Annotated in this window: 20 protein-coding genes and 1 pseudogene; 9 read left to right on the forward strand and 12 right to left on the reverse strand. The window is 71.2% G+C overall.

Annotation, left to right across the window (positions count from 1 at the left end; genetic code table 11):
* The first annotated feature begins 309 nt into the window (after positions 1-309).
* Together QF027_RS04945 and QF027_RS04950 are read left to right on the forward strand one after the other, a co-directional pair.
* On the forward strand, positions 310-1,317 hold the full coding sequence (locus tag QF027_RS04945) for a hydroxyacid dehydrogenase (protein ID WP_307072885.1): 1,008 nt from the start codon (positions 310-312) through the stop codon (positions 1,315-1,317).
* Between the two features lie 271 nt (positions 1,318-1,588).
* Entirely contained in the window at positions 1,589-2,557 is a 969-nt protein-coding gene (locus tag QF027_RS04950) for a LacI family DNA-binding transcriptional regulator (RefSeq protein ID WP_307082281.1), read from the forward strand.
* A gap of 105 nt (positions 2,558-2,662) precedes the next feature.
* On the opposite strand, the gene QF027_RS04955 is transcribed toward QF027_RS04950, so the two are convergent.
* Positions 2,663-3,445, reverse strand: coding sequence for a DUF899 domain-containing protein (locus QF027_RS04955; RefSeq protein ID WP_307072887.1), 783 nt, complete (start codon positions 3,443-3,445; stop codon positions 2,663-2,665).
* 241 nt (positions 3,446-3,686) lie between these two features.
* Positions 3,687-4,580, reverse strand: coding sequence for an arsenite methyltransferase (gene arsM / locus QF027_RS04960; RefSeq protein WP_306985646.1), 894 nt, complete (start codon positions 4,578-4,580; stop codon positions 3,687-3,689).
* 75 nt (positions 4,581-4,655) lie between these two features.
* Here arsM and QF027_RS04965 point away from each other — a divergent pair, with 75 nt between their 5' ends.
* From QF027_RS04965 to QF027_RS04975, 3 genes are read left to right on the forward strand one after another with little or no spacing between them, the layout of a single operon-like run.
* Positions 4,656-5,030, forward strand: coding sequence for an ArsR/SmtB family transcription factor (locus QF027_RS04965; RefSeq protein ID WP_306985644.1), 375 nt, complete (start codon positions 4,656-4,658; stop codon positions 5,028-5,030).
* Positions 5,027-5,794 (forward strand): aquaporin, encoded by a 768-nt coding sequence (locus QF027_RS04970; RefSeq protein WP_307072889.1) that lies wholly within the window; start codon positions 5,027-5,029, stop codon positions 5,792-5,794. The genes QF027_RS04965 and QF027_RS04970 overlap by 4 nt, the downstream gene beginning before the upstream one ends.
* Positions 5,795-5,825: 31 nt before the next feature.
* Positions 5,826-6,239 carry an arsenate reductase ArsC gene (locus tag QF027_RS04975; RefSeq protein ID WP_307072891.1) on the forward strand — a complete coding sequence of 138 codons (414 nt, stop codon included), beginning with the start codon at positions 5,826-5,828 and terminating at the stop codon, positions 6,237-6,239.
* A 276-nt stretch (positions 6,240-6,515) separates the two neighbouring features.
* Here the strand turns inward: QF027_RS04975 and QF027_RS04980 are convergent, their stop codons facing one another.
* Complete coding sequence (locus tag QF027_RS04980) at positions 6,516-7,211, reverse strand: NADPH-dependent F420 reductase (RefSeq protein ID WP_306985636.1); 696 nt, start codon at positions 7,209-7,211, stop codon at positions 6,516-6,518.
* 168 nt (positions 7,212-7,379) lie between these two features.
* On the opposite strand from QF027_RS04980, the gene QF027_RS04985 reads away from it, so the two are divergent.
* Positions 7,380-8,609 carry a PP2C family protein-serine/threonine phosphatase gene (locus tag QF027_RS04985; protein WP_307072893.1) on the forward strand — a complete coding sequence of 410 codons (1,230 nt, stop codon included), beginning with the start codon at positions 7,380-7,382 and terminating at the stop codon, positions 8,607-8,609.
* Positions 8,610-8,669: 60 nt separating this feature from the next.
* On the opposite strand, the gene QF027_RS04990 is transcribed toward QF027_RS04985, so the two are convergent.
* The 4 genes from QF027_RS04990 to QF027_RS05005 all read right to left on the reverse strand — a co-directional run bounded on the left by QF027_RS04990 (position 8,670) and on the right by QF027_RS05005 (position 13,373).
* The gene (locus QF027_RS04990) at positions 8,670-10,412 is read right to left on the reverse strand and encodes a serine/threonine-protein kinase (protein ID WP_307072895.1); all 1,743 of its coding nucleotides are present in this window, start codon (positions 10,410-10,412) and stop codon (positions 8,670-8,672) included.
* A gap of 294 nt (positions 10,413-10,706) precedes the next feature.
* Positions 10,707-10,973 (reverse strand): Sec-independent protein translocase subunit TatA, encoded by a 267-nt coding sequence (gene tatA, locus QF027_RS04995; RefSeq protein WP_306985630.1) that lies wholly within the window; start codon positions 10,971-10,973, stop codon positions 10,707-10,709.
* Positions 10,974-11,041: 68 nt separating this feature from the next.
* Positions 11,042-12,748 carry an LCP family protein gene (locus QF027_RS05000; RefSeq protein WP_307072897.1) on the reverse strand — a complete coding sequence of 569 codons (1,707 nt, stop codon included), beginning with the start codon at positions 12,746-12,748 and terminating at the stop codon, positions 11,042-11,044.
* Positions 12,749-13,016: 268 nt separating this feature from the next.
* A complete protein-coding gene (locus QF027_RS05005) occupies positions 13,017-13,373 on the reverse strand; it encodes an ArsR/SmtB family transcription factor (RefSeq protein WP_306985625.1) in 357 nt (118 codons plus the stop codon).
* Between the two features lie 261 nt (positions 13,374-13,634).
* On the opposite strand from QF027_RS05005, the gene QF027_RS05010 reads away from it, so the two are divergent.
* A complete protein-coding gene (locus QF027_RS05010) occupies positions 13,635-13,901 on the forward strand; it encodes a GlsB/YeaQ/YmgE family stress response membrane protein (protein ID WP_057617750.1) in 267 nt (88 codons plus the stop codon).
* A 620-nt stretch (positions 13,902-14,521) separates the two neighbouring features.
* Here the strand turns inward: QF027_RS05010 and QF027_RS05015 are convergent.
* Positions 14,522-14,635 (reverse strand): annotated as a pseudogene (locus QF027_RS05015) (TerD family protein); the annotation flags it as partial.
* Between the two features lie 113 nt (positions 14,636-14,748).
* On the opposite strand from QF027_RS05015, the gene QF027_RS05020 reads away from it, so the two are divergent.
* Positions 14,749-15,012 carry a GlsB/YeaQ/YmgE family stress response membrane protein gene (locus QF027_RS05020; protein WP_069758748.1) on the forward strand — a complete coding sequence of 88 codons (264 nt, stop codon included), beginning with the start codon at positions 14,749-14,751 and terminating at the stop codon, positions 15,010-15,012.
* A 129-nt stretch (positions 15,013-15,141) separates the two neighbouring features.
* Here QF027_RS05020 and QF027_RS05025 read toward each other — a convergent pair whose 3' ends face one another.
* Both QF027_RS05025 and QF027_RS05030 read right to left on the reverse strand, forming a co-directional pair.
* Positions 15,142-16,062: a squalene/phytoene synthase family protein gene (locus tag QF027_RS05025; RefSeq protein ID WP_307072899.1), complete on the reverse strand. Its 921-nt coding sequence runs from the start codon at positions 16,060-16,062 to the stop codon at positions 15,142-15,144.
* Between the two features lie 125 nt (positions 16,063-16,187).
* Entirely contained in the window at positions 16,188-16,844 is a 657-nt protein-coding gene (locus tag QF027_RS05030; RefSeq protein ID WP_307072902.1) for an alpha/beta hydrolase, read from the reverse strand.
* Positions 16,845-17,114: 270 nt separating this feature from the next.
* Between QF027_RS05030 and QF027_RS05035 the strand changes: the two genes are divergently transcribed.
* On the forward strand, positions 17,115-18,503 hold the full coding sequence (locus tag QF027_RS05035) for an MFS transporter (protein WP_307072904.1): 1,389 nt from the start codon (positions 17,115-17,117) through the stop codon (positions 18,501-18,503).
* 54 nt (positions 18,504-18,557) lie between these two features.
* On the opposite strand, the gene QF027_RS05040 is transcribed toward QF027_RS05035, so the two are convergent.
* Together QF027_RS05040 and QF027_RS05045 are read right to left on the reverse strand one after the other, a co-directional pair.
* Positions 18,558-20,477, reverse strand: coding sequence for a helix-turn-helix domain-containing protein (locus tag QF027_RS05040; protein ID WP_307072906.1), 1,920 nt, complete (start codon positions 20,475-20,477; stop codon positions 18,558-18,560).
* Between the two features lie 82 nt (positions 20,478-20,559).
* On the reverse strand, positions 20,560-21,360 hold the full coding sequence (locus tag QF027_RS05045; protein ID WP_306985606.1) for a 3-hydroxybutyrate dehydrogenase: 801 nt from the start codon (positions 21,358-21,360) through the stop codon (positions 20,560-20,562).
* Positions 21,361-21,374 lie beyond the last annotated feature (14 nt).

Here is a 21,374-nt window from a genome sequence, read left to right on the forward strand (position 1 = left end):
CGGTCCTCCGGGAGGGGGCGGAACAGCGCCGGCGAGGAAAGAAACGGATGCAGTAACCGTTTGCTGGGTGGACGGTAGGACCTCCGAGCGGCTTTCGACAAGGGGAAGGGACTCATATGTTTCGTCCAGCTTTCTCCGAAGTGGCCAATCAGGCCCACCTACCTGCGTTTTCCCCTCAGGCCTCGATCTCGGGGAGCGGAAGGACGGCGAGGCGCTCACCCCACGGCGAGCATTGACCGGTCGGCAGAACTGTCCCTAGGCTGGAATACGTTTACTGAACCAGGTCCATTGAGCCGGAGATCCCAGCCCATGCCGCAGCTGCCCCGCGCCGTGTTCGCCATGAACCCGGTGCACCTTCCCGAGCTCTTCCCGCCCCGACTCATGGCCCGGCTCCGGTCGCTCGCCGGCATCGATCCCGCCTTGGTCGTACAGGACTTCGGCGATCCCGACGTGGCGGGGGCCCTGGCAAAGGCGGAGGTGCTGATCACCGGCTGGGGCTGTCCGCCCGTCGGCACGGAGGCGCTGACAGCCGCACCCCGGCTGCGGACCCTGCTGCACGCCGGCGGAAGCGTGCGCGACTGGGTCGGCGAGGCGGTCTGGGAGCGCGGCATCGCCGTCTCCAGCGCGGTGGACGCCAACGCCCTGCCGGTCGCCGAGTTCACGCTCGCCTCGATCCTGCTGGCCGGGAAGGACGCCTTCCGGCTGCGGGAGCGGTTCCGCGCCGAGCACGTCTTCCCGGCGATGGGCGACCACGCTGCGGTCGGCAACGTCGGCAGACGTGTCGGGATCATCGGGGCCTCCCGGGTCGGACGCCGGGTTCTGGAGCTGCTGCGGCCCTTCGACTTCGCGGTCTCGCTGTACGACCCCTACGTCGACGCGACCGAAGCCGCCGCGCTGGGCGCCGTACCGCTGCCGCTGGACGAGCTGCTGCGGACCGCCGACATCGTGAGCCTGCACGCACCCGACACTCCCGAGACCTACCGCATCCTCGACGCCCGGCGGCTCGCACTGATCCCCGACGGCGGAGTTCTCGTCAACACCTCGCGGGGCGCGCTCGTCGAACCCGGCGCGCTCCAGGACGAGTTGGTCAGCGGGCGGATCAGCGCGGTGCTCGACGTGACGGAACCGGAACCGCTGCCCGCGGACTCGCCGCTGTACGGGCTACCGAACGTCTTCCTCACCCCGCACATCGCCGGCTCGCTCGGCAACGAGCTGGAACGGCTCGGGCGCACGGTCGTGGACGAACTGGCGCTGCTCGGCGCGGGGCTGCCGCTCGCGCACGCGGTGCGCAGGGCGGATCTGGTCAAAAGTGCCTGATACGGACCGGGCGGTCCGATGTCGACGGCGGACGTGAGAGCGAGCCGTAGTAAACGCTTACCGCTGCCGACGGAGCGCTTTCCGGCCGACGGAACTCACAAGCGTGAGCCGGTGCAGTAACGTCGGAGCCGTGACGGACCAGGAAGAGGGGCCAGTCGGCGCCCAGGAGCCGAAGAAGGCGAAGCGGAAGAGAAGGCCGGCGGACAGGCCCAGCACGATCCGCGACGTCGCCGCGAAAGCCGGTGTTTCCGTAGCAACCGTTTCCCGGACGTTGGCGGGCAACTACCCCGTGTCCGCGGAGACCAGGGAACGGGTCATGGCCGCCGTCGACTCCCTCCACTACGTCGTGAACGTCCACGCCAAGGCCCTGTCCGGACGGGTCGCCGGGCCCGTCGCCCTTGTCCTGCGTGACATCACCGGCCCCTCCCTCGCCCACGTGGCGGCGGGGGTCGAGGAGGAGGCCGGCAGCCGGGGCCGCCTCAGCCTGGTCTGCTCCACCAAGGACGACACCCAGCGCGAGGACGACCTGGTCCAGCTGATGCGGGAACAGCACGCGGCGGCGGTCCTGCTCGTGGGTGGCACCGTGACGGACGCCGCCTATCACCGTCGTATGGCCGGTTATGCCAAGGCGCTGGACTCCGCGGGGTCGCGGCTGGTGCTGTGCGGCAGGCCGCCGCTGCCCGCGGGCGTGCCGGCGACGGTCGTGGACTACGACAACCGCGGCGGTGCCTTCCAGGCCACCGCGCACCTGCTGACGGCCGGCCATCGGCGTGTCCTCTTCCTCGGCGGTGCGCCGGGCTTCAGCAGCGCGGAGGAGCGCCGCCTCGGCTACCGCGACGCGCTGCGTGCCCATGGCATGCCGCACGCCGATGAGCTGGACACGAGCGGGGACTACACCCGCGCCTCGGGTTACCTGCGCACCCGGGCAGCGCTGAGCTCGGGCGTCGGGTTCACGGCGGTGTTCGCCGGGTCCGACGTGGTCGCGCTCGGCGCGCTGGCCGCCCTGCGCGAGGCCGGTCTCAGTGTCCCGAGCGAGGTCTCCGTGGTCGGCTTCGACGACGTCCCGTTCGCCGCCGACCTGACCCCGGCCCTCACCACGGTCCGGGTCCCGTACGAGGAACTGGGCCGCACCGCCGTACGCCTCGCCCTGGACCGGGAGGTGGGGTTCGCCTCCGACGACCACGTCGTGCTGAGCACGCAGCTCGTGATCCGGGATTCGGTGCGTCCACCTGCCGGCTGAGAGGGCTGTAGGCGGGGCAGCGGTTGCCGGGGCCGCCGACAGGTGCGTCCTCCGAGGGGCCCGACCGGCGCCGGGCACTTCGCCGGCGCCGTCGACGGCGGCCTGTCAGTGGTGGTGACCGCGTCGGCCGAGGGTCTGCACGGGGGTCGCGCCGGGGCGGGTCCACTGCGGTACGGGGCGGCCGGTCGGGCCCCAGGTGGGGTTCCCCTCCGCGTCGGAGCGCCAGGTCCAGCACGCACCGCGCCCCTTGGGCCAGCCCTCGGGGTTGTCCTCCCATGTCTCGCCGCGGCCGTAGGGGGTCATGTCGAGCAGGCCGAGGGACCCGCTGACCCGCTCGTTGCCACGGCCCGTCGTGGAGTAGGTGAGGAACGTGCGAGCGCCGTCGCGCACGAAGCAGGTGAGGTACCCCATGTCCCCGCCGACCGGCCCGTCCACGCCCCGCACCGAGTACCAGGGCTGGGTGTAACCCATGAACTCGACGTAGGGGGCCACCTCGTCCCACGGCCCCGTGGTCACGATGGCGAACGAGACGCCGCGCGCGTTGAGGTAGACGGCGTCCTTCAGGTGCCAGGCCGTGGTGGTGCAGCCCTCGCACTGCCCCTGGTGCGGAGCGCCGTCGTACCACATGTGCTTGTAGACCACGAGCTCGTCGCGCCCTTGGAACAGGTCCAGGAACGGCACCGGGCCGTCGGGGCCGACGACCTCGACCGTCCCGTCGAACTCCACCATCGGCAGCCGGCGGCGGGCCGCGGCGATGGCGTCGCCCTCGCGGGTGTGGGCCTTCTCGCGGACCAGAAGCTCGTCACGGGCGCTCTGCCAGGTGGCCAGGTCGACGATGGGCGGGCGGTCGGTCAGCGCGGTGCTCGGGTCGTCAGGCGGGGTGGTCATGGTTCCTCCGTGATGTCTCGTGCCGGGCAGAGTCGTGCGGCTCTTTGCGACAGTCGTAGGGGCTCTGCGACGGCCGTACGTCTCTGGGCCGGCCGTACGTCTCTACGACAGTCTCCGGAACAGACTCCCGAGCCGGCCGGAACTCATCGCCGCGAACGGAAACCCACCACGCCCCTGGTCTCAGCGCAGTGGTTCCGGTGTGACGCTGAACGTGGTGCAGGCCTGCTCCGCCCGGTGAGTGTCAGTTCTGGCAGGCGCATCCGGCGGCGCTCTTGGCCTCGCTGACGGTGACGGACGGGTCGGTCGACTGCTCGGACGGTGTGCAGCAGGCCGTGACGCCGCAGCAGGAGTCGTCCGTCGCGGGCGTCGCGCCGGTGTCAGGGCCGGCGGCGGGCTTGGTGGCGCGGACGATGGCGGAGTGCATGCCGTCGGCGACGTGGTGGGTCGGGACGATCTCGATGCCGGTGAAGCCGGCGGCCGCCAGGCCGGCGCGGTACTCGGCGAAGGACAGGGCTCCCGCGATGCAGCCGACGTAGTCCCCGCGTTCAGCCCGCTGTTCCGCGGTGAGGGCGTCGTCGGCGACGACGTCGGAGACTCCGATCCGGCCGCCGGGCTTGAGGACGCGGAAGGTCTCGGCGAAGACGGCGGACTTGTCGACCGACAGGTTGATCACGCAGTTCGAGATCACGACGTCGATCGTGTTCGCGGGCAGCGGGATCTCCTCGATGGTGCCCTTGAGGAACTCCACGTTGGTGACGCCCGCCTTCGCCGTGTTGGCCAGAGCGAGGGCGAGCATCTCCTCGGTCATGTCCAGCCCGTACGCCTTGCCCGTCGGCCCGACGCGGCGGGCGGAGAGCAGGACGTCGATGCCGCCGCCGGAACCGAGGTCGAGGACACGCTCGCCCTCACGCAGTTCGGCCACGGCGGTCGGATTGCCGCAGCCGAGGGAGGCGGCGACGGCTTCGGCAGGCAGCGTGTCGCGCTCGGCCGCGGCATACAGGGTCGAGCCGAAGTTCTCGTCGACCTCGACCGGCTCGGGCCCGCAACAGGCACCGCCGCCCTCGGTCACCTGCACGGCCGCTGCCGCATACCGCTGCCGGACGGTCTCACGCAGCTCGATGGACTGCTCACTCATGGCCTCTCCCCTGCTTGTATTGACGTTCATTGATGCAAGCTTGCGCCCTGAATCGAAAAACGTCAACATAGATGCATGTCGAAACAAGAGCTTGAGGTGATCGGCCAGGACGCCGCCTGCTGCGCGGGCCTGTCCGCCGAACCGCTGGAGCAGGACCAGGCGGCGGAGCTGGCGAAGGTCTTCAAGGCCCTGGGCGACCCGGTCCGGCTGCGCCTGATGTCGATGATCGCCTCACGCGGACAGGGCGGCGAGGTCTGTGTGTGCGAGCTGACCCCGGCCTTCGACCTGTCCCAGCCCACGATCTCCCACCACCTCAAGCTGCTGCGCCAGGCCGGGCTCATCGACTGCGAGCGGCGCGGAACCTGGGTCTACTACTGGGTGCTGCCCGGCGTCCTGGACAGGCTCGGCGCATTCCTGACCACTGCGCAGCCCGCCGGAGCCGGCGCGTGAGCGCGCCGCTCGGCCGCCGCGTCGCCGCCGAGGCGATCGGCACCGGGCTGCTGGTGACGGTGGTGGTCGGCTCCGGCATCCAGGCCGTCGACCTGTCGCACGACGTCGGTGTGCAGCTGCTCGCCAACTCCCTCGCCACTGTCTTCGGACTGGGCGTCCTGATCGCCCTGCTCGGGCCGGTCTCCGGCGCGCATTTCAACCCCGCCGTCACCCTCGCCGCCTGGTTCACCGGCCGCCGTGCCCCGGGCAGTCTCACGCTGCGGGACGTCGCCGCTTACGCGACCGCCCAGACCGCGGGTGCGATCGGTGGAGCGGTCCTGGCCGACGCGATGTTCGGCGAGCCGCTGGTGAGGTTCTCGACCCACGACCGGTGGGCCGGCCACCTGTGGCTGGGCGAGGTCGTCGCCACTGCCGGGCTGATCCTGCTGGTCTTCGGCCTCAGCCGGATCGGACGCGCCGCGCTTGCTCCGGCCGCGGTGGCCTCCTACATCGGCGCCGCCTACTGGTTCACCTCCTCCACCTCCTTCGCGAACCCCGCGGTGACCATCGGCCGGGCCTTGACCGACACCTTCGCCGGGATCGCGCCCGCCTCCGTCGCCCCGTTCGTCGCCGCCCAGTTGCTCGGCACCGTGGTCGGACTCGGCGCGGTGGCCGCGATCCACGGCTCGGAGACCGCGCCCGCACCCGCACCCGCGCCCGCACCCGCACCCGCAAGCAGCGAGATCGGCGTCCCGCGCGGCGAACCCGAGCCCGCCTCCTCCTGACCACACCCCGCACTTCCAGAAGGACCCCACCATGAGCACTCCCGCCCCGCGCCCGTCGGTGCTGTTCGTCTGCATCCACAACGCCGGCCGTTCCCAGATGGCAGCCGCCTTCCTCACCCATCTCGCGGGCGACCGCATCGAGGTCCGCTCCGCCGGCTCCGCCCCCGCCGACGCCGTCAACCCGGCCGTGGTCGAGGCGATGAGCGAGGCCGGCATCGACATCTCCGCCCAGATCCCGAAGGTGCTGACGACCGAGGCCGTCCAGGCGTCCGACGTCGTGATCACCATGGGATGCGGCGACGCGTGCCCCGTCTTCCCCGGCAAGCGGTACCTCGACTGGCAGCTCGCCGACCCGGCCGGACAGGGAGTCGAGGCCGTACGCCCCATCCGCGACAGGATCGAGACCCGCGTCCGGGAACTGATCTCGGAGGTGGCGCCCCGCTGAGCCCCACGGAAGCGTCCGTCGAAGCCGGGGCCCGCGGGGGCAGCGGCCGCGCTCGTCCCTCCCGACCCCCACCCTCGAAGGCGCGCGTATTCGTGCGACGCCATCAGCGCCCTGCCCTGACCACGACGGCCGCCCAGCCGCCCGCCCGCGGAGAAGCACCGCCGACCAGGGCATCCGTCTCACCTGAACCGACCGGCCCCTGGCCCGCGACCACCCGCACCCCTCCGCGGCCTGCGGCCCTGCTCAACGGCTCACGCCGGATCCGAAGACCCGGGATCAGCCGCCGGGCCGGGCCCCCTGAATGTGGAAGTTGAAGTCGCCGTGGCCGAGTGTGCCGTACAGGTGCAGCCAGATCGGCAGGAGCAGCTCGACGCCGCCGGCGGTGGTGATGTCGCCCAGGTCGATGACACTCGCTTCGGGCCAGCCGAAGGAGACCAGCAGTGCCGTGACGGCCTTCTTGGCCCCGGTGTCGTCACCGCTGACGAAGACGGTGTGCTCCCCTGCCACGCGGGCCGGCTCCACCATGACGAAGCAGTTCATGGTGTTGAGGGTCTTGACGACCTTCGCGTCGGGGAAGGCCCGCTGGATGCGCTCGCCGAGACTGTCGGTGTTGACGGAATCCAGCGTCGGCCTCCCGCCGGAGAAGTCCAGCGGGTTGGCGACATCGATGAGGACCTTGCCGCTCAGATGGGGTGCGCCGGCCGCTCGCAGGGCATCGAGGCTCCGCTCGCCCGCGGTGGTGTTGACGACCGTCTCGCCGAAGGCCGCCGCCTCCTCGAAGGTCTCCAGACGGACCTGGCCGTGGTCGGCGTGCCACTGGGCGAACGGCGGGTTGCCCATGCCGTCGGGTTCGGTGCGGGCGAGAGTGGCCCCGGGATCGCGGGTGCCGATGACCACGTCGTGACCTAGGGAGGCGAGCTTGCCGGCCAGCGTCCGGCCGACGATGCCGGTACCGAGGACTGCGTAACGCATGCGAGGGGGTCCTTCCGGGACTCGGGCGGTCGGCCCGCGGCCGCGCCCATGAGAAAACCGACCAGGTCGTTCGCTGTCGCGTGACGACGGTAGCTGTCGAGGCGGCGGTGTGTTCCCATCTATCGTGGAAAATCACATCATGATGGCTCGTGTCGAGGCAGGCTGCACATGAGGAAACCGCAGATCGATTACGCGGCGGTCTTCCGGGCTCTGCCCGGCATGGTGGCGTTGCTGACGCCCGAGCTGGTGTACGTCGACGTCAACGACGACTTCCTACGGCTCACCGGTCGCACCCGCGAGCAGTTGCTGGGCCACTACATCTTCGATGTCTTCCCCGAGAATCCCAATGATTCGGCCGCGGCCGGTATGCGGGAGACACGGGAGTCGATGCTGCGTGCGGTGGCCACCGGGGAGCGCGACACGATGGCCGTTCTCCGCTACGACATCGAGGATCCCCAGCGGCCCGGCCACTGGCAGGAACACTTCTGGAGTCCGGTCAACGCGCCCGTCATCGGCTCCGACGGGAAGGTGAAACTGCTCGTGCACCGGGTGGAGGAGGTCACCGAACTCATTCACGCCCGCGGCGGACCGGGCGGCGACAGCCGGGCACGCGTGCTGGAGGCCGAGCTGTACACCCGCGCCCGGGAACTCCAGGAGGTCAACGAACGTCTGCGCAAGGCACACGCCCGCGAACGCGAGGTCGCCCTCGCTCTGCAGGAGGCCCTGCTGCCCGCCCCCGGACCCCTCGGCCACCATCAGGCGGCCGTGCGATACCGGCCCGCCGTCGGCTCCCTGAACGTGTGCGGTGACTGGTACGACCTCGTCGACCTGCCCGACGACTGTCTCGCGGTGGCCGTCGGTGACGTGGTCGGCCACGGCCTGGCGGCCGCCTGTGTCATGGGTCAGCTGCGCAGCGCGCTGAGCGCCGCCACCCGCGTCGCCGACGGCCCTGCCCGGGCTCTGGAGGCCCTCGGGCTGTACGCCCGCTCCGTCGACGGCGCCGAGTCGACGACGGCGGCGACGGCCTTCATCGACTGGGGCGACCGCACCCTCACATACAGCAGCGCGGGCCACCTGCCGCCCGCCCTGCTCCACCCCGACGGCACGGTCACCTTCCTGGACCGGGCCACCGACCCGCCGCTCGGTGCCAGCCTCGAACACACCATCCGCCCGGAGGCCGTCACGCCCTTCGACGAGGGCGCCACGCTGGTCCTCTACACCGACGGTCTGATCGAGCGCCGCACCGAGGACATCGACACCGGCCTGGCGCGCCTCGCCGACGCGCTCACCGGTCACCGCCACGCCGGCCCCGAGGACCTGGCCGACGCGCTCCTGGCCGAGCTGCTCCCACCCACCGGCAACGCCGACGACACCGCTCTCGTCGTCATCCGCCTGTGAGACGAGCCGGTGACGGCGCATCAGCGCGGTACGAGCCTCCGGGCCACCAGTCCTCGACTCTCAGTCCCCGGCGGGCATCACCCGGGTCACCTTGCCCTTGGTGTTCGCCTCCAGGTAGCCGGACTGGCGGTACTCGTTGCTCAGGTAGACGGCCATGCCGAGGGGGGTGTCGAAGACGTCGTTGGGCTGTCTCACCATCACGTAACGGGTGTCCGGACGGTCGACGTTGAGCTTCTTCCTGGCCTCTTCCAGGAGCGTGGGCACCTTGTCCCAGTTGAAGCCGTCGAGGCCGAAGGGCTGGTCGCCGCCGGACAGAGTGCCCTTGATGATGCCCTTCTCCACGCCCTGTCCCGGACGGTAGGTGTAGGTGTCGTACTTGCTGTCGCTGCCGTCGACCATCAGCTCGGCCGACACGAAGTCCTCGTAGACGGTGAAGTCGCCGAACCTGTCCCTGCCGGTCCCCTTCTTCAACGCCGTGATGGCGGTGCGGATGCCGTCGGGGGTGAGCAGGCTCGTGGTCGTCGTGTCCTTCGACTGCTGGACGGCCGGGGCGGCTGCCGGGGAGCCGGTCGACTCGGGGGCCGAGGTGAGAGAGGAGGAGGCGCCGCTGCCCGCCGCGTCGCCCGATCCGCCCGAGTCTCCCCCGAAGGGCAGCAGCCACCACATCAGGACCAGGGCAGCGGCCACCGAGGTCCCCGAGACCCCTAGCAGAACTCTCAGTCCCGCCCAGCTCCTACGTCCCGCTCGGACGGGTGAGGTCACCGGCCGGCCGGACCCGGCGGGCACGGGCGGCCCGAATCCGCCGGGGCCTGCTGCACCCGCCGGAGCGAGGGCGCCGGTGAGGGGAGCCGTGGGCGGGGCGAAGGTCCCCGGGTACGAAGGGGCCGCACCGGCGGACGGCGGGTTCAGCGGGTATGAGGCGGTGGGCCGGTGCCCCGAGGTCACCGGACCGGCGGACCCCGACTCGATCTCGGCCAGCCGTCGGTCCAGCGCGGCGGACGACGGCCGCGCCGCCGGATCCCGTACGAGCACGCTCATCAGTACGTCACCCAGGGCACCGGCCCGCACCGGCGGCGGCACGTCTTCGTTGAGGACGGCCGCGAGGGTGGCGAGGGTGCTGCCCCGGCGCAGCGGGTGGTGGCCCTCCACGGCGGTGTACAGCATCATCGCGAGTGACCACAGGTCGGAGGCGGCGCCGCCCTCGTGGCCCGAGATCCGCTCCGGTGCCATGAAGTCGGGGGTGCCGATGATGGAGCCGGTGACGGTGAGGCTGGTCGTCTCGCGGATCGCGGCGATGCCGAAGTCGGTGAGGACCGGGCGCCCGTCGGACCTGAGCAGGACGTTGGCGGGCTTGACGTCCCGGTGCTGAATTCCGGCCTCGTGTGCGGCGGTCAGCGCGGCCAGCACGCCCCGGCCGATCCGCGCCGCCTCGGCCGGCGGCATCGGCCCCCCGGCCAGCCGGTCGGCGAGCGAGCCGCCGCTGACCAGCTCCATGACGATCCACGGGTAGGTGCCGTCGCCGCCGTCGACGATGTGGTGGATGGTGACGACGTGGGGATGGTCGATCCGGGCCAGTGCCCGCGCCTCGCGCAGCACCCGCTCACGCAGCATCCGCGCGCTGTCGGGGTCGTACTCGGCGAGGTCCCGGTCGGGCGGGCGGACCTCCTTGACCGCGACCATCCTGTGCAGCACCAGGTCCCTGGCCCGCCAGACCGTGCCCATCCCACCGCCGCCGAGACGCGCTTCCAACTCGAAGCGCCCGTCGACGACTCGTCTGCCGGGGACCTCGTCTGCCTCGCTCATGGGCGGGAGCTTAGTTGCCCCCACCGACAGCGATCGCCGCCGCCTGCATCAGGGACACGGGAGCCCGGAGGCACTCGCCATCACCGTTCAGGCAGCGGGGTTTCGTCGATGACATGCCACTCCGCGCCGCAACAGGCTTCTTCTGTACGGCTGTTGGACCGCGACGGTGAGTTGCTCGGCCACGCCGAGGAGACCGCCACCCTGCTCCGTCGCACAGGTCGGCCACGGCGGACTCGCTGCGCGTGGCCTGCCTCCGCGCGTTGCCGGGCCCGGCCGAGGGCGCCGTACGGGAGCTCAGTGGGCCGTGTTGCTCTCGGCCGTCGGCTGCGCCGCCGTGGTCTCTCCGGGCGCGGACTGGACGACATGCGGGGCGGACTCAGCCGGGGCGGCGGAGGAGTGCGCGGTGCCGTCCTCCTTCATCGCCTTGGCCTCGCTCTTGAGGATGCGCATCGACTTGCCGAGCCCGCGGGCGGCCTCGGGCAGCTTCTTCGAGCCGAACAACAAGATGATCATGATCGCCACGATCAGCAGGTGCCAGGGCTCCAGTCCGTTGCGCAGCATGCGGCACGTCCCTTCTCACTCATGGTTGCCAGCTTGCGCAACTGTACAACCGCGGAGCCCGTCCCGCCTCACTCGTCGGAGTCCTTCTTGTCGGGCGCCGCCGCGTACGCCTGCTCCGGTGTCATCGGGACCCCGTTGAGGGAGACCGTCTTGTAGGGGCTGACCTTGGCACAGGTCTTGGCCTCGTCGGCGGTCTGGGCGTGCGCGTTGGAGACCGCGGCCTTCGTGTCGGCGGGCGCCGGCGAGGACGAACCGCCCGGATACGTCGTGCCGCTCGTCCAGTCGCTGCCGATCACCAGGGTCAGACCGGTACCGGTGCCCTCCTTGAGGTGCGAGGTGGACAGCCCGAGCGCCTTGGCGGCCGTCTGGGCCGCGGCCTTCCCACCGGTGCCGTAGGTGAGGGTGGTGGTGGTCGCCGGGCTCGGCGCGTTGGCGGTGGTCGTGGCGGAGCTGAAGCCCTGGCCGGTGAGCGCGTTCGCGATCGCGGAGGCGCGGCCGGTGATCTCGGTGCCGTTCTCGACGGTCACGGCGATCTCGGAGGCGGGTACCGCCGAGGCCGTGGCCGTCGCCGAGGCCGCCGCGGACTTCTTGCCGGAGCCGGTGGTCAGGGACTGGTCGTCGGCGATGCTGGAGAAGAGGGCCTTGGCACCCGCGCCCACCACCACCCGGTTGGTGTCGTTCGGATCGGCGGCGGTCTGCATCGTGGTGAAGGTCATCCGCTGGGTGGGGACCTTGTTCAGGTCGGCCGCGAGCCCGATCAGCTTCTTGACGCTACCGAGGCCGTCGTCCACGGTGAGCGCCTTGGTGGCGGCGTCGGCGAGGTCGTAGACCGCGGTGGGGTCGGTGAGCGTGCCCGCGCTCTTGAACTTCCGGATCACCGCGCTGAGGAAGATGTGCTGGGAGACCGTGCGGCCGAGGTCGCTGCCGTCCCCGAAACCGTGGCGGGAGCGGACGAACTTCAGGGCCGCCTCACCCTTGAGGGTGTGGCTGCCCCTGGACAGTTTCAGGTGCGAGTAGGTGTCGTACACGTTGTGGTCGACGCACACGGAGACACCGCCGACCGCGTCGGACATCTTGACCACGCCGGAGAAGTCGAGCTTGACGAAGTGGTCGATGGGGATGCCGGTGAGCTGGTGAATGGTGGCGACCTGGCAGGCGGGACCGTACTGGAGGGCGCTGTTGATCTGGCCGTAGTAGCCGGACGTGGACTGGCCGCTCTCACTGTCCTTGCAGGCCGGGACGTCGACCATGGTGTCGCGGGGGATGCTCATGACGGTGGCGTTGGAGCGGTCCGCGGCTATGTGCACCACCATCTGTACGTCCGCGTTGCCGTTTCCGGTCTGTACGCCGGTCTGGGAGCAGCCGCCGCCCAGCTTGCAGTCCGCCTTGCTGGTCCGGCCGTCCGAGCCCATGACCAGGATGTTGATCGGGGTGCGGCCGAACTCGTCGGCCTTCTCCGAACCGCCCTTGCCGTCGAGCGAGACGCTGTTGATGTTGCCGTTGAGGTGCTGGTAGAACCACCATCCGGCACCGGCCGTGGCCAGGACGAGGATCGCCAGACACATCCCGACGATCTTCAGCACCCGCCTGCCGCGCCGCACCGGACGGGCCCGGCGGCGCGAGCGCTTGCCGCCGTGCGAGCGGGCCGCGGCCCGCGCCGCAGCCCGGCCCCCGGGCCGCGGCGCTCCGCCGGACTCGCCCGCCCGCTGCTCCGGCACCCGGCCGGTACGGCTGCGCGTGGCCTGGCCGCCCGGTCCGTCCCACGGGTCGCTCATCTACCACTCCCAGGAAACGGTCGGGCCTCTCAGGCCGGGCCATGGGGTGGGCGGCCGGGCGAGCGCGGCGGTGTACAGGCAGGCCAAGCAGGAATCGCCTGGGTTGCGTAGTTGCGCAATCTAACAAACCCCTGGCCCGGGCAGCACAGAGCCCGCCGGATTTCACAGGTGAGAGATCTCATGAAGGAACGCGGCAACCTGGCGGACATATTCGCCTTCACCTGCGGCGCTTCCTGCGCCCACGACGGCACCTGGCGCAGGAGGCGGATCAAGCCCTGCGTGAGACGTTACCGTGCGCAGCGGCCGGGGCCGTGCGGGCCGTGAGCTGGCCGACCATGACGCGGACCACGGTCACGATGTCGGGGTCGTCGACGTAGTAGACCTGCCGGCGGCCCTCGCGGCGGGAGCGGACGAGACCGGCGAGTTTCAGCTTGGCCAGGTGCTGGCTGACCGCGGGCAGCGCGCCACCGACCCGGTCGGCGAGGTGGGAAACATCGCAATCGCCCTGGGACAGCGCCCACATGATGTGCAGCCGGGCGGCGGAGGCGAGGAGCCCGAAGGCGGCGGCCGCCTCCGTCAGTACCTCGGCGGACGGATCCTCCCCACCACCGGCGAGTGTCGCCACGGTCCCCTCCCGTCCCGGTCACTGTCGACGCACGTGTGCTGTCTCAGTGTAAGGGCGGCGGGGGGCGGGCCACGAGAGCGCCCCCAGTTCATTGATTGCGCAATGTAATAAGCGTGTGAAAGAACATCGACGACTTGTCACCAGGCACGGCAGAGCTCGTTCGTCCCTCGCTTCAGTCCTTAGGCTTGCGCAATCAGGCAACTAGAGGGGATCGGTGCCCGGCGGACATGCCCCGGCCCGGCCCGACTGGAGGACTACCACGTGGGCATCATCGGCTGGATCATCCTGGGTCTGCTCGCCGGAGCCATCGCCAAGATCCTGCTGCCGGGACGTGACCCGGGCGGCCTGATCGGCACCACCCTCATCGGGGTCGCGGGAGCGTTCGTCGGCGGCTGGCTCTCCTCGCGCTTCCTCGACCGCCCGGTGGAGAGTCACTTCTTCGACCTCTACACCTGGGGCGCGGCCATCGGCGGCTCCCTGGTGCTGCTGATCGGCTATCGCCTGCTGTTCGGGAACTCGCGGAACTGATCCGAGGGTGCGGCCCACCGGTCGGGGATTCGGGCAGCCGACGACGCAGGTACGGCAGCACGCCCCGCTCCAGGAGAGCTTGCCGCCACCGCTCACGAACCCGGTCCACGCCCCGCGTCCCGCACCCGACGCAGGGCCGAGCCGACCAGCGGCGCCCCGAGCTGAAGCCCGTGCTGAGGACTGCGGGGAGCGCGCACGTCCGACCGGCGTCGGCCACCTGAGCGCCCAACTCCGCGGCCGGGGCGGCGAGATGCGGTCCATACCCGATGAGCAGGAGAAGGACCGCCGCGGCAGCCGACACGAGCGGCGTGAGTAGGGCGACGGCGGGCCACACGGTGCCGACGGCGTGGCCCGTCTCGCGCGCCGGGCCTGCCCCCGATGCCGTGCGGGCCGCCTGGCAGACCCCTCTCTCGGTCGGCGCCCGGCGGCCCCCGAGCGGCCGGACAGTCCCGGTACTCGTCATCCGCGGCGGCCGCCATCTCCTCGGCGGCCGAACGTGCGCGAACCTCCCAGCACGCCGCGACCCTTCCGGTGCGGTCGCCGCCGAGGTCCGAGCGGATGTCCTGGCAGTCGAGGGTCAGACGCACCACCCTCTCGAAACCCTCCCGGTCGGCACGCCTCTGGCCGACCGCGCGGAACTTCCACTCCGGACCCTTGCGGTACAGCTCACCGAAAACCATCGCGGTCTCGCCCGACGCGCCCTCGGACAGGTCGTACCGGACGAGTTCGGCGCCGTGGTGGCCTCCTTGCTCAGCGAGATCTCGCCAAAGCGATGGCCAAGGCTGTGGAGTGTGCGCCCCTTCGGCGGGCACTCGTGCGTCACCAACTACAGATGGGGTGACACCGCATGGAGATCTCAGGCGTGATCAGCGCGATTGTCATCGGCATCGTGATCGGTGTCCTGGGCCGGCTCGTGGTCCCCGGGCGCCAGCACATAGGCATGCTGTGGACAATCCTGATCGGCATTGTCGCCGCCTTCATCGGCACGGGCATCGCGGCAGGCCTCGATGTCGCCGACACCAAGGGCGTCGACTGGGTCGAGTGGCTGATCCAGATCGCCGTGGCCGCGCTCGGGGTGGCCGCGCTCAGCAAGGTGAAGGTGCGCCACTGACGGTCCGGCGCGTCCGCAAGGCGTGCCGATCAACTCGAGGTCGCCCGCCGGATCGCGCCGACCAGCCCGATCCGGTGGGCGCCGACGACCGCCCGGGTGCGGTCGCACAGGCGGTCCGATCCGGACCGTTCACCCGTCGAGCGCTGTTCCGCCCCTGAGTTGACGCCTCTCGCGGAACAGGACGGCGACCGGCACGCGGACGCCGTAGCCCACCGCGCGCCTCGTGACGGACGTACCGGTGCTCTCGACGCGGCCCAACTGGTGCTCGGCCAGATCCAGCAGAGCACGCTGCAACGGCCGGAAGCCCGGCACGGTGGAGTCCAGAAGAGCTCGCGAGTCGGTCAACGACTTTCTGGTCTTACGGCAGGTCAAAGCCACCAACTCCCGTACCGGCGGGGTGTCCTGGCCGTGTTCGAGGTCGGCGCGGGCCACGCCCGAGCGGTCCAGGTCCTCCTGCGGCAGGTAGAGGCGCCCTTCGGCCAGGTCGTCGGTGAGGTCGGTCAGGAAGTCCAGGCGTTGCAGACCTTCGGCGAACGACCGGCAACGGGACCGGAAGACCTCGTCGCCGCCGCCCTCGTACTGCAGGTCCTCGATCAGCATCAGGGCCGGCAGGGCGAGGTTGTCGACGTAGCGCTGGAAGTCGGCTTCGGTGGCGTGGCCGGTGAAGTGCAGTTCCTCGGTGGTGGCCTTGAGATAGGTGTGCACCCAGTGATGGGGCAGCCGCCGTGCGGCCACGGTGTGCAGGAAGGCCCGCAGGACGGGGTCGTCGGCCCGCCCGGACTCCAGCCCCGCGGTGACCTGTTCGGCCCAGGCCCGCCAACGAGGCAGGCGTTCGTGCAGCGGCCCCTGGTCGGCGAGGTCGTCGGTCCGGGCCAGGAAGGCGTAGGCGGCGACCACGTGCGGGTGCAGTGCCGGAGCCACCAGCAGACGTACGGCGGCGTAGTGGGCGAGGATTCTGCGGGCGAAGACCCGGGCCGCCGTCGAATAGTCCGCGCGCAGGGCACGGTCCCGCACACCGGCGGCCGTCAGCCTGCGATCCCAACTCGGCACGTTTCCGCCCTTTCCTCTCCGATCCGGCCCGCCGGACCGCCACGGCCCCGGTCGGGTACGGCATCGAAAGGGCGGTCGGGGTGACCTTAACCTTCTCCCAACTCCGGGCGTACACCGCTGACTTCTCAGTGAGCGGAGAGTTCGACGAGGTGCCGGGCCGTGCCTGCCGGATCGACGATCTGGTGGAGGTGTGCGCCGGGCAAGTGGGCCACGCGCCAGCCGCGTTGGCGTGCCTCGTCGGCAAGTCCGTCGTACGGCGGGCCGAACAGCAGGTAGGAGCAGGGGTGGTCGTCCCAGCCGTCGGGGACCGGGATGTGCTGCTCGTAGTAGGACAGAGGCAGAGCGGGCTGCTCCTCCACCACCTTCTGTCGCAGCTGCGGATCGGAGAACATGGGGGCGACATCTGCCGCGTCCCACCAGTCGGTCCAGCGCGGCAGTCTGCCGTTCACGGCCTTCGGGCGGAGAAACTCCAGCAACCCGGGCGGGGCCACAGGAGTGGGTCCGATCCGGGCCGGCAGTGCGGCATCGACGAAGACCGAGGCGGTCACCGCATGGTCGAGGCCGGAGCGGATCGCCGGGAGGAACAGGCCCGCGTTGCTGTGGGCGACCAGCACGAGGGGACGGCCGGCCGGGATCTCGCGGAGGTCATCGCGTACGGCGTCGACCACCCGGGGCCAGAAGGGTGCGGGGCCGGCGCCCACGTGCAGGAGTGACGGCACCCGTGCCTGGTGTCCCGCCGCCACCAGGTGGTCGGCGACGGGGTGCCAGGTCGATGGACCCACGGACGGACTGTGCACGAGAACGAAGAGCGGCTGCATGGGACGATCCTGTCGCCCGCGCTGTCGGAGCCGCGACCGGCTTGGCCGACAGCAGAGCGGCCGTACCGACGGTCAGGTCCGGAACGCGTTCCGCGCTCGCGACGACGCACATGTGGAGGCCGCGCATAGCCCACCCCAGAACTGTGTTGTGCAGCCACATGTGCCTGTGAATTGCACGTTCCTACGGTGTGCCATACATACCCGTCCCCCACCGCACACGAGGAAGTGGCGTACATGGCCTCCGCAGCATCCGCTCCCCCGACGCCGAACAACTTGAGGCGCATCGTCGCCGCCAGCCTCATCGGCACCACCATCGAGTGGTACGACTTCTTCCTCTACGGCTCCGCGGCCGCCCTGGTCTTCAACAAGCTGTTCTTTCCCGACTCCGACCCGCTCGTCGGCACGCTGCTGTCCTTCCTGACCTATGCCGTCGGATTCGCCGCCCGTCCGCTCGGTGCCCTGGTGTTCGGGCACTACGGTGACCGGCTCGGACGCAAGAAGCTCCTGGTGCTGAGTCTGCTGCTGATGGGCGGGGCGACCTTCGCGATCGGGCTGCTGCCCACACACGCGACCGTCGGCACGGCCGCTCCCGTGCTGCTGACCGTGCTGCGCCTGGTCCAGGGCTTCGCGCTCGGCGGAGAGTGGGGCGGAGCCGTACTCCTCGTGTCCGAGCACGGGGACGCTCGGCGGCGCGGCTTCTGGGCCTCGTGGCCGCAGACCGGCGCGCCGGCCGGACAACTCCTCGCCACGGGTGTGCTGTCGCTGCTGACCGCCGTGCTGTCGGACGCCGCGTTCGGCAGCTGGGGCTGGCGGATTCCCTTCCTGCTCTCCGGCGTCCTGGTGATCGTCGGCCTGTGGATCCGGCTGTCCGTCGACGAATCCCCTGTCTTCAAGCAGGCGTTGGCGCAGGCGGAGGCCCGCAAGGCGGCGCGGGGCGGAGCGGCCGAGAAGCTGCCGATCGTGTCCGTGCTGCGGCACCACTGGCGCGACGTGCTGATCGCGATGGGCGCGCGCATGGCGGAGAACATCAGCTACTACGTCATCACCGCGTTCATCCTCGTCTACGCCACCACGTCGGCCGGAGTCTCCAAGCAGACCGCCCTCAACTCGGTGCTGATCGCCTCGGCCGTGCACTTCGCGGTGATCCCCGCCTGGGGAGCCCTGTCGGACCGCGTCGGCCGGCGCCCCGTGTACCTGCTCGGCGCGGTCGGCGTGGGGCTGTGGATGTTCCCCTTCTTCTCGCTCATCGACACCGGCGGCTTCGGCAACATGATCCTCGCGGTGACCGTCGGACTCGTCATGCACGGCGCCATGTACGCGCCCCAGGCGGCCTTCTTCTCGGAGATGTTCGCGACCCGGATGCGGTACTCCGGTGCCTCCATCGGCGCTCAGTTCGCCTCCGTCGCGGCAGGCGCCCCGGCACCTCTCATCGCCACCGCGCTCCTCTCCGACTACGGCAGCTCCACCCCGATCGCCCTGTACGTCATCGCCGCGGCCGTCCTGACGGTCGTCGCCGTAGGTGTCGCCAAGGAGACGCGCCACCGGGATCTGGCCGACACCGAGCCCGCCACCGAGCCGGAGCCCGCGGCCAAGTCCCCCGCCGCGGACGCCCGGACCGCCTGAATCCTGGGCGGTGCCCGACCCCCACCGGCCCCCGTACGCGCGTGCGTGCGGGGGTCAGTGGCGCGTCGGCGCCGACAACCGGTGCAGTTTCAGCGCGAGTTGGATCTCCAGCGCGCGTGCCGGGCTCTGCCAGTCCTCTCCGAGCAGGCGGCCCACGCGCTCGAGGCGCTGGGCGACGGTGTTCACATGGACGTGCAGCTCGTCCTTGGTGCGGGCGGGGCTCATCCCGCACGCGAAGTAGGCGTCGAGGGTACGCAGGAGATCGGTGCCCCGCCGGTCGTCGTACGCGACGACCTGACCGATGGTCCGGTCGACGAAGCCCGCGATGTCCCGGTCACCGGCGAGGAGCAGTCCGAGGAATCCGAAGTCCTCGGCGGCGGCACCGTCCCCCGAGCGGCCCAGGAGGCGCAGCGCGTCGAGGCAGCGGCGGCCCTCCTCGTAGGCGGCGGCCACGGCGTCCGGCTGGTCGGCGAGATCGCGGACCGGGGCCGAGGCGCCCACGGTCACCGCCTCGTGAACGGCTGTTCCGAGGTGTCCGGCGGTGCGGCGGGCCAGGTCGGTGGCCGTGTCGCCGGCGGTGAGGGGCAGCAGCAGGACGGTGCCGCCGTCACGGGCGGCGGCCAGGCCGCGCCGGGTGGCGGCGAGGTGGGAGGCCGCGGACCACAGGCGTCTGCGGGCGGCCGCCTCCTGGTCGGCGTCGGCCGCGGTGCCGTCGAGACGGGCGGCCAGCACGATGTGAGTGGCGTCGAGGTCGGCGTCCAGCCGGGCGGCTCGTTCGCGCAGCAGACGAGGATCGCGGTCGCGCGCGTCGAGCAGATCGTCCAGGAGCTCGCCGCGCACCCGCTGTTCGGCCTCGGCGGCCGAACGCCTGGCCAGCAGGAGCAGCGAGGTGACTATCGCTGCGCGCTCCAGGGTGCGCTGGTCGACGGGGTCGAGTCCGGGGTGTCCGCGCAGCACGAGTGCGCCCAGGAGTTCTCCGCCGGCGGCGACCGCGGCGATCCAGTCGTCCTTGTGCCGTACGGCGTGGCCTTCGGCCCGGGAGGCCTCCAGCGCCTCGGTGGGGGCGACCTCGGAGAACTCGACCGTGGCGTCGAGGATTTCGGAGACGGCCGCGGCCACGTCGTGCACCCCACCACCACGCAGCACCAGTTCGGCGAGCCGGTCGTGGACGTCGGAGGCGCGCTCGATGACGCCGCTGTGGTCCCGGATGATCTCGTTGGCCCGCTCCAGCTCGGTCAGGGCCGAGCGGGTCTCGGTGAGCAGGTTCGCGGTGTCGATGGCGGCCGCGGCCAGCGCGGCGAAGGAACCGAGGAGCGCGATCTGCTCCCGCTCGAAGACCCGGGCACGCCGGTCCGCCGCGAACAGCACCCCGATCACGTGGTGGCCCAGCGTCAGCGGCACGCCGAGGATGGCGATCAGGCCCTCGTCCCGGACGCCCGCGTCGATGGTGAGGGTGTGCTGGAAGCGGTCGTCCTTGAAGTAGTCGTCGGTCACATAGGGACGGGCGGTCTGGGCGACCAGTCCACCGAGCCCCTCGCCCATCCCCAGCCGCAGCTGCTGGAAGCGGGCCGCGACCGAGCCCTCGGTGACCCGCATGTAGGTGTCACCCCGCGCCGGGTCGTTCAGGCTGAGGTAGGCAACGTCCGTGCCGAGCAGGGACCGGGCGCGCTGCACGATGGCCCGCAGCACGGCGTCCAGGTCTCTGAGCCCCGCCAGGTCGTGGGCGGTCTCGAACAGGGCGGACAGCTCGGCCTCCCGCCGACGTCGGCCCTCCAGCTCGGAGCGCACCCGCAGGGCGACCGCCTTGGCCGCTTCGAGCGCGGCGATCCGCTCGGCCGGCCTTCCCTCGGCGCGGGCGATCAGCACCGGCTGCTCGTAGGCGTCGGCGGACGCGCCCCTGGCAAGCAACTCGAGGAAGGGGGCCTCGGCACTGCCGACGGGACGCTCGGCGGACTGCAGGTGATCGCTGGACATGCCCACAGGATTCCTCATCGCACGCTCACCCCGTCAGGCCTGTGGAAAACTCCGGGCGGGGCGACGTGCGGCCGGATGCCGGTCAGTGCGCGGTCCAGCCGCCGTCGAGGACGAGGGACGTTCCGGTGACGAAGGACGCCTGCGGGCCGCACAGGTACGCCACGGCCTCGGCGACCTCCTCCGGCTCGATGAGCCGCTTGAGCGCGCTGTCCTGGAGCAGCACCTCGGAGACCACCCGCTCCTCGGGGATGCCGTGCGCACGGGCCTGGTCGGTGATCTGCCGCTCGACCAGTGGGGTACGCACATAGGCGGGGTTCACACAGTTGGAAGTCACTCCGTGGGTGGCGCCTTCGAGGGCGGCCGTCTTGGACAGACCCTCCAGACCGTGTTTGGCGGCCACATAGGCCGCCTTGTAGGCCGAGGCACGCAGTCCGTGGACCGAGGACACGTTGACGATCCGCCCCCAGCCCTGCCCGTACATGTGCGGCAGGGCGCCGCGGATCAGTCGGAACGGTGCCTCCAGCATCACGGTGAGCACCGTGTGGAACACCTCGGGCGGGAACTCCTCGATGGGGCGCACCAGTTGGAGGCCGGCGTTGTTGACGAGGACATCGGTGCCCGCGGCGGCGTGCTCGGCGGCGTCCAGGTCGGTGAGGTCGAGGACCAGCGGTTCGACGGTGCCCGCCAGCCCCGCGCACCGCTCGGCGAGCGCGTCCAGACCGGCCGCGTCCCGGTCGACCGCTCTCACCTTGGCCCCGGCCGCAGCGAGCCGCAGCGCACAGGCGCGGCCGATGCCGCCGGCCGCGCCGGTGACGAGGGCGGTGCGGCCGCCGAGGTCGAGCGTGGGGGCGTGGGGGCCCGGGAGGGCGCTGCTAGCGGTCATGCTCCGATCCTAGG

Origin of the sequence: Streptomyces canus (assembly GCF_030816965.1) — a bacterium.
GTDB lineage: Bacteria > Actinomycetota > Actinomycetes > Streptomycetales > Streptomycetaceae > Streptomyces > Streptomyces canus_E.

Bases quoted from the DNA above. Each gene is read 5' to 3' on its own strand.
- QF027_RS04985 (WP_307072893.1), top strand. From the start codon at position 7,380: ATGAGGAAACCGCAGATCGATTACGCGGCGGTCTTCCGGGCTCTGCCC.
- QF027_RS04945 (WP_307072885.1), top strand. From the start codon at position 310: ATGCCGCAGCTGCCCCGCGCCGTGTTCGCCATGAACCCGGTGCACCTT.
- arsM (WP_306985646.1), bottom strand. From the start codon at position 4,580: ATGAGTGAGCAGTCCATCGAGCTGCGTGAGACCGTCCGGCAGCGGTAT.
- tatA (WP_306985630.1), bottom strand. From the start codon at position 10,973: ATGCTGCGCAACGGACTGGAGCCCTGGCACCTGCTGATCGTGGCGATC.
- QF027_RS05020 (WP_069758748.1), top strand. From the start codon at position 14,749: ATGGAGATCTCAGGCGTGATCAGCGCGATTGTCATCGGCATCGTGATC.
- QF027_RS04990 (WP_307072895.1), bottom strand. From the start codon at position 10,412: ATGAGCGAGGCAGACGAGGTCCCCGGCAGACGAGTCGTCGACGGGCGC.
- QF027_RS04980 (WP_306985636.1), bottom strand. From the start codon at position 7,211: ATGCGTTACGCAGTCCTCGGTACCGGCATCGTCGGCCGGACGCTGGCC.
- QF027_RS04965 (WP_306985644.1), top strand. From the start codon at position 4,656: ATGTCGAAACAAGAGCTTGAGGTGATCGGCCAGGACGCCGCCTGCTGC.
- QF027_RS05000 (WP_307072897.1), bottom strand. From the start codon at position 12,748: ATGAGCGACCCGTGGGACGGACCGGGCGGCCAGGCCACGCGCAGCCGT.
- QF027_RS04955 (WP_307072887.1), bottom strand. From the start codon at position 3,445: ATGACCACCCCGCCTGACGACCCGAGCACCGCGCTGACCGACCGCCCG.
- QF027_RS05040 (WP_307072906.1), bottom strand. From the start codon at position 20,477: ATGTCCAGCGATCACCTGCAGTCCGCCGAGCGTCCCGTCGGCAGTGCC.
- QF027_RS05035 (WP_307072904.1), top strand. From the start codon at position 17,115: ATGGCCTCCGCAGCATCCGCTCCCCCGACGCCGAACAACTTGAGGCGC.
- QF027_RS05045 (WP_306985606.1), bottom strand. From the start codon at position 21,360: ATGACCGCTAGCAGCGCCCTCCCGGGCCCCCACGCCCCCACGCTCGAC.
- QF027_RS04975 (WP_307072891.1), top strand. From the start codon at position 5,826: ATGAGCACTCCCGCCCCGCGCCCGTCGGTGCTGTTCGTCTGCATCCAC.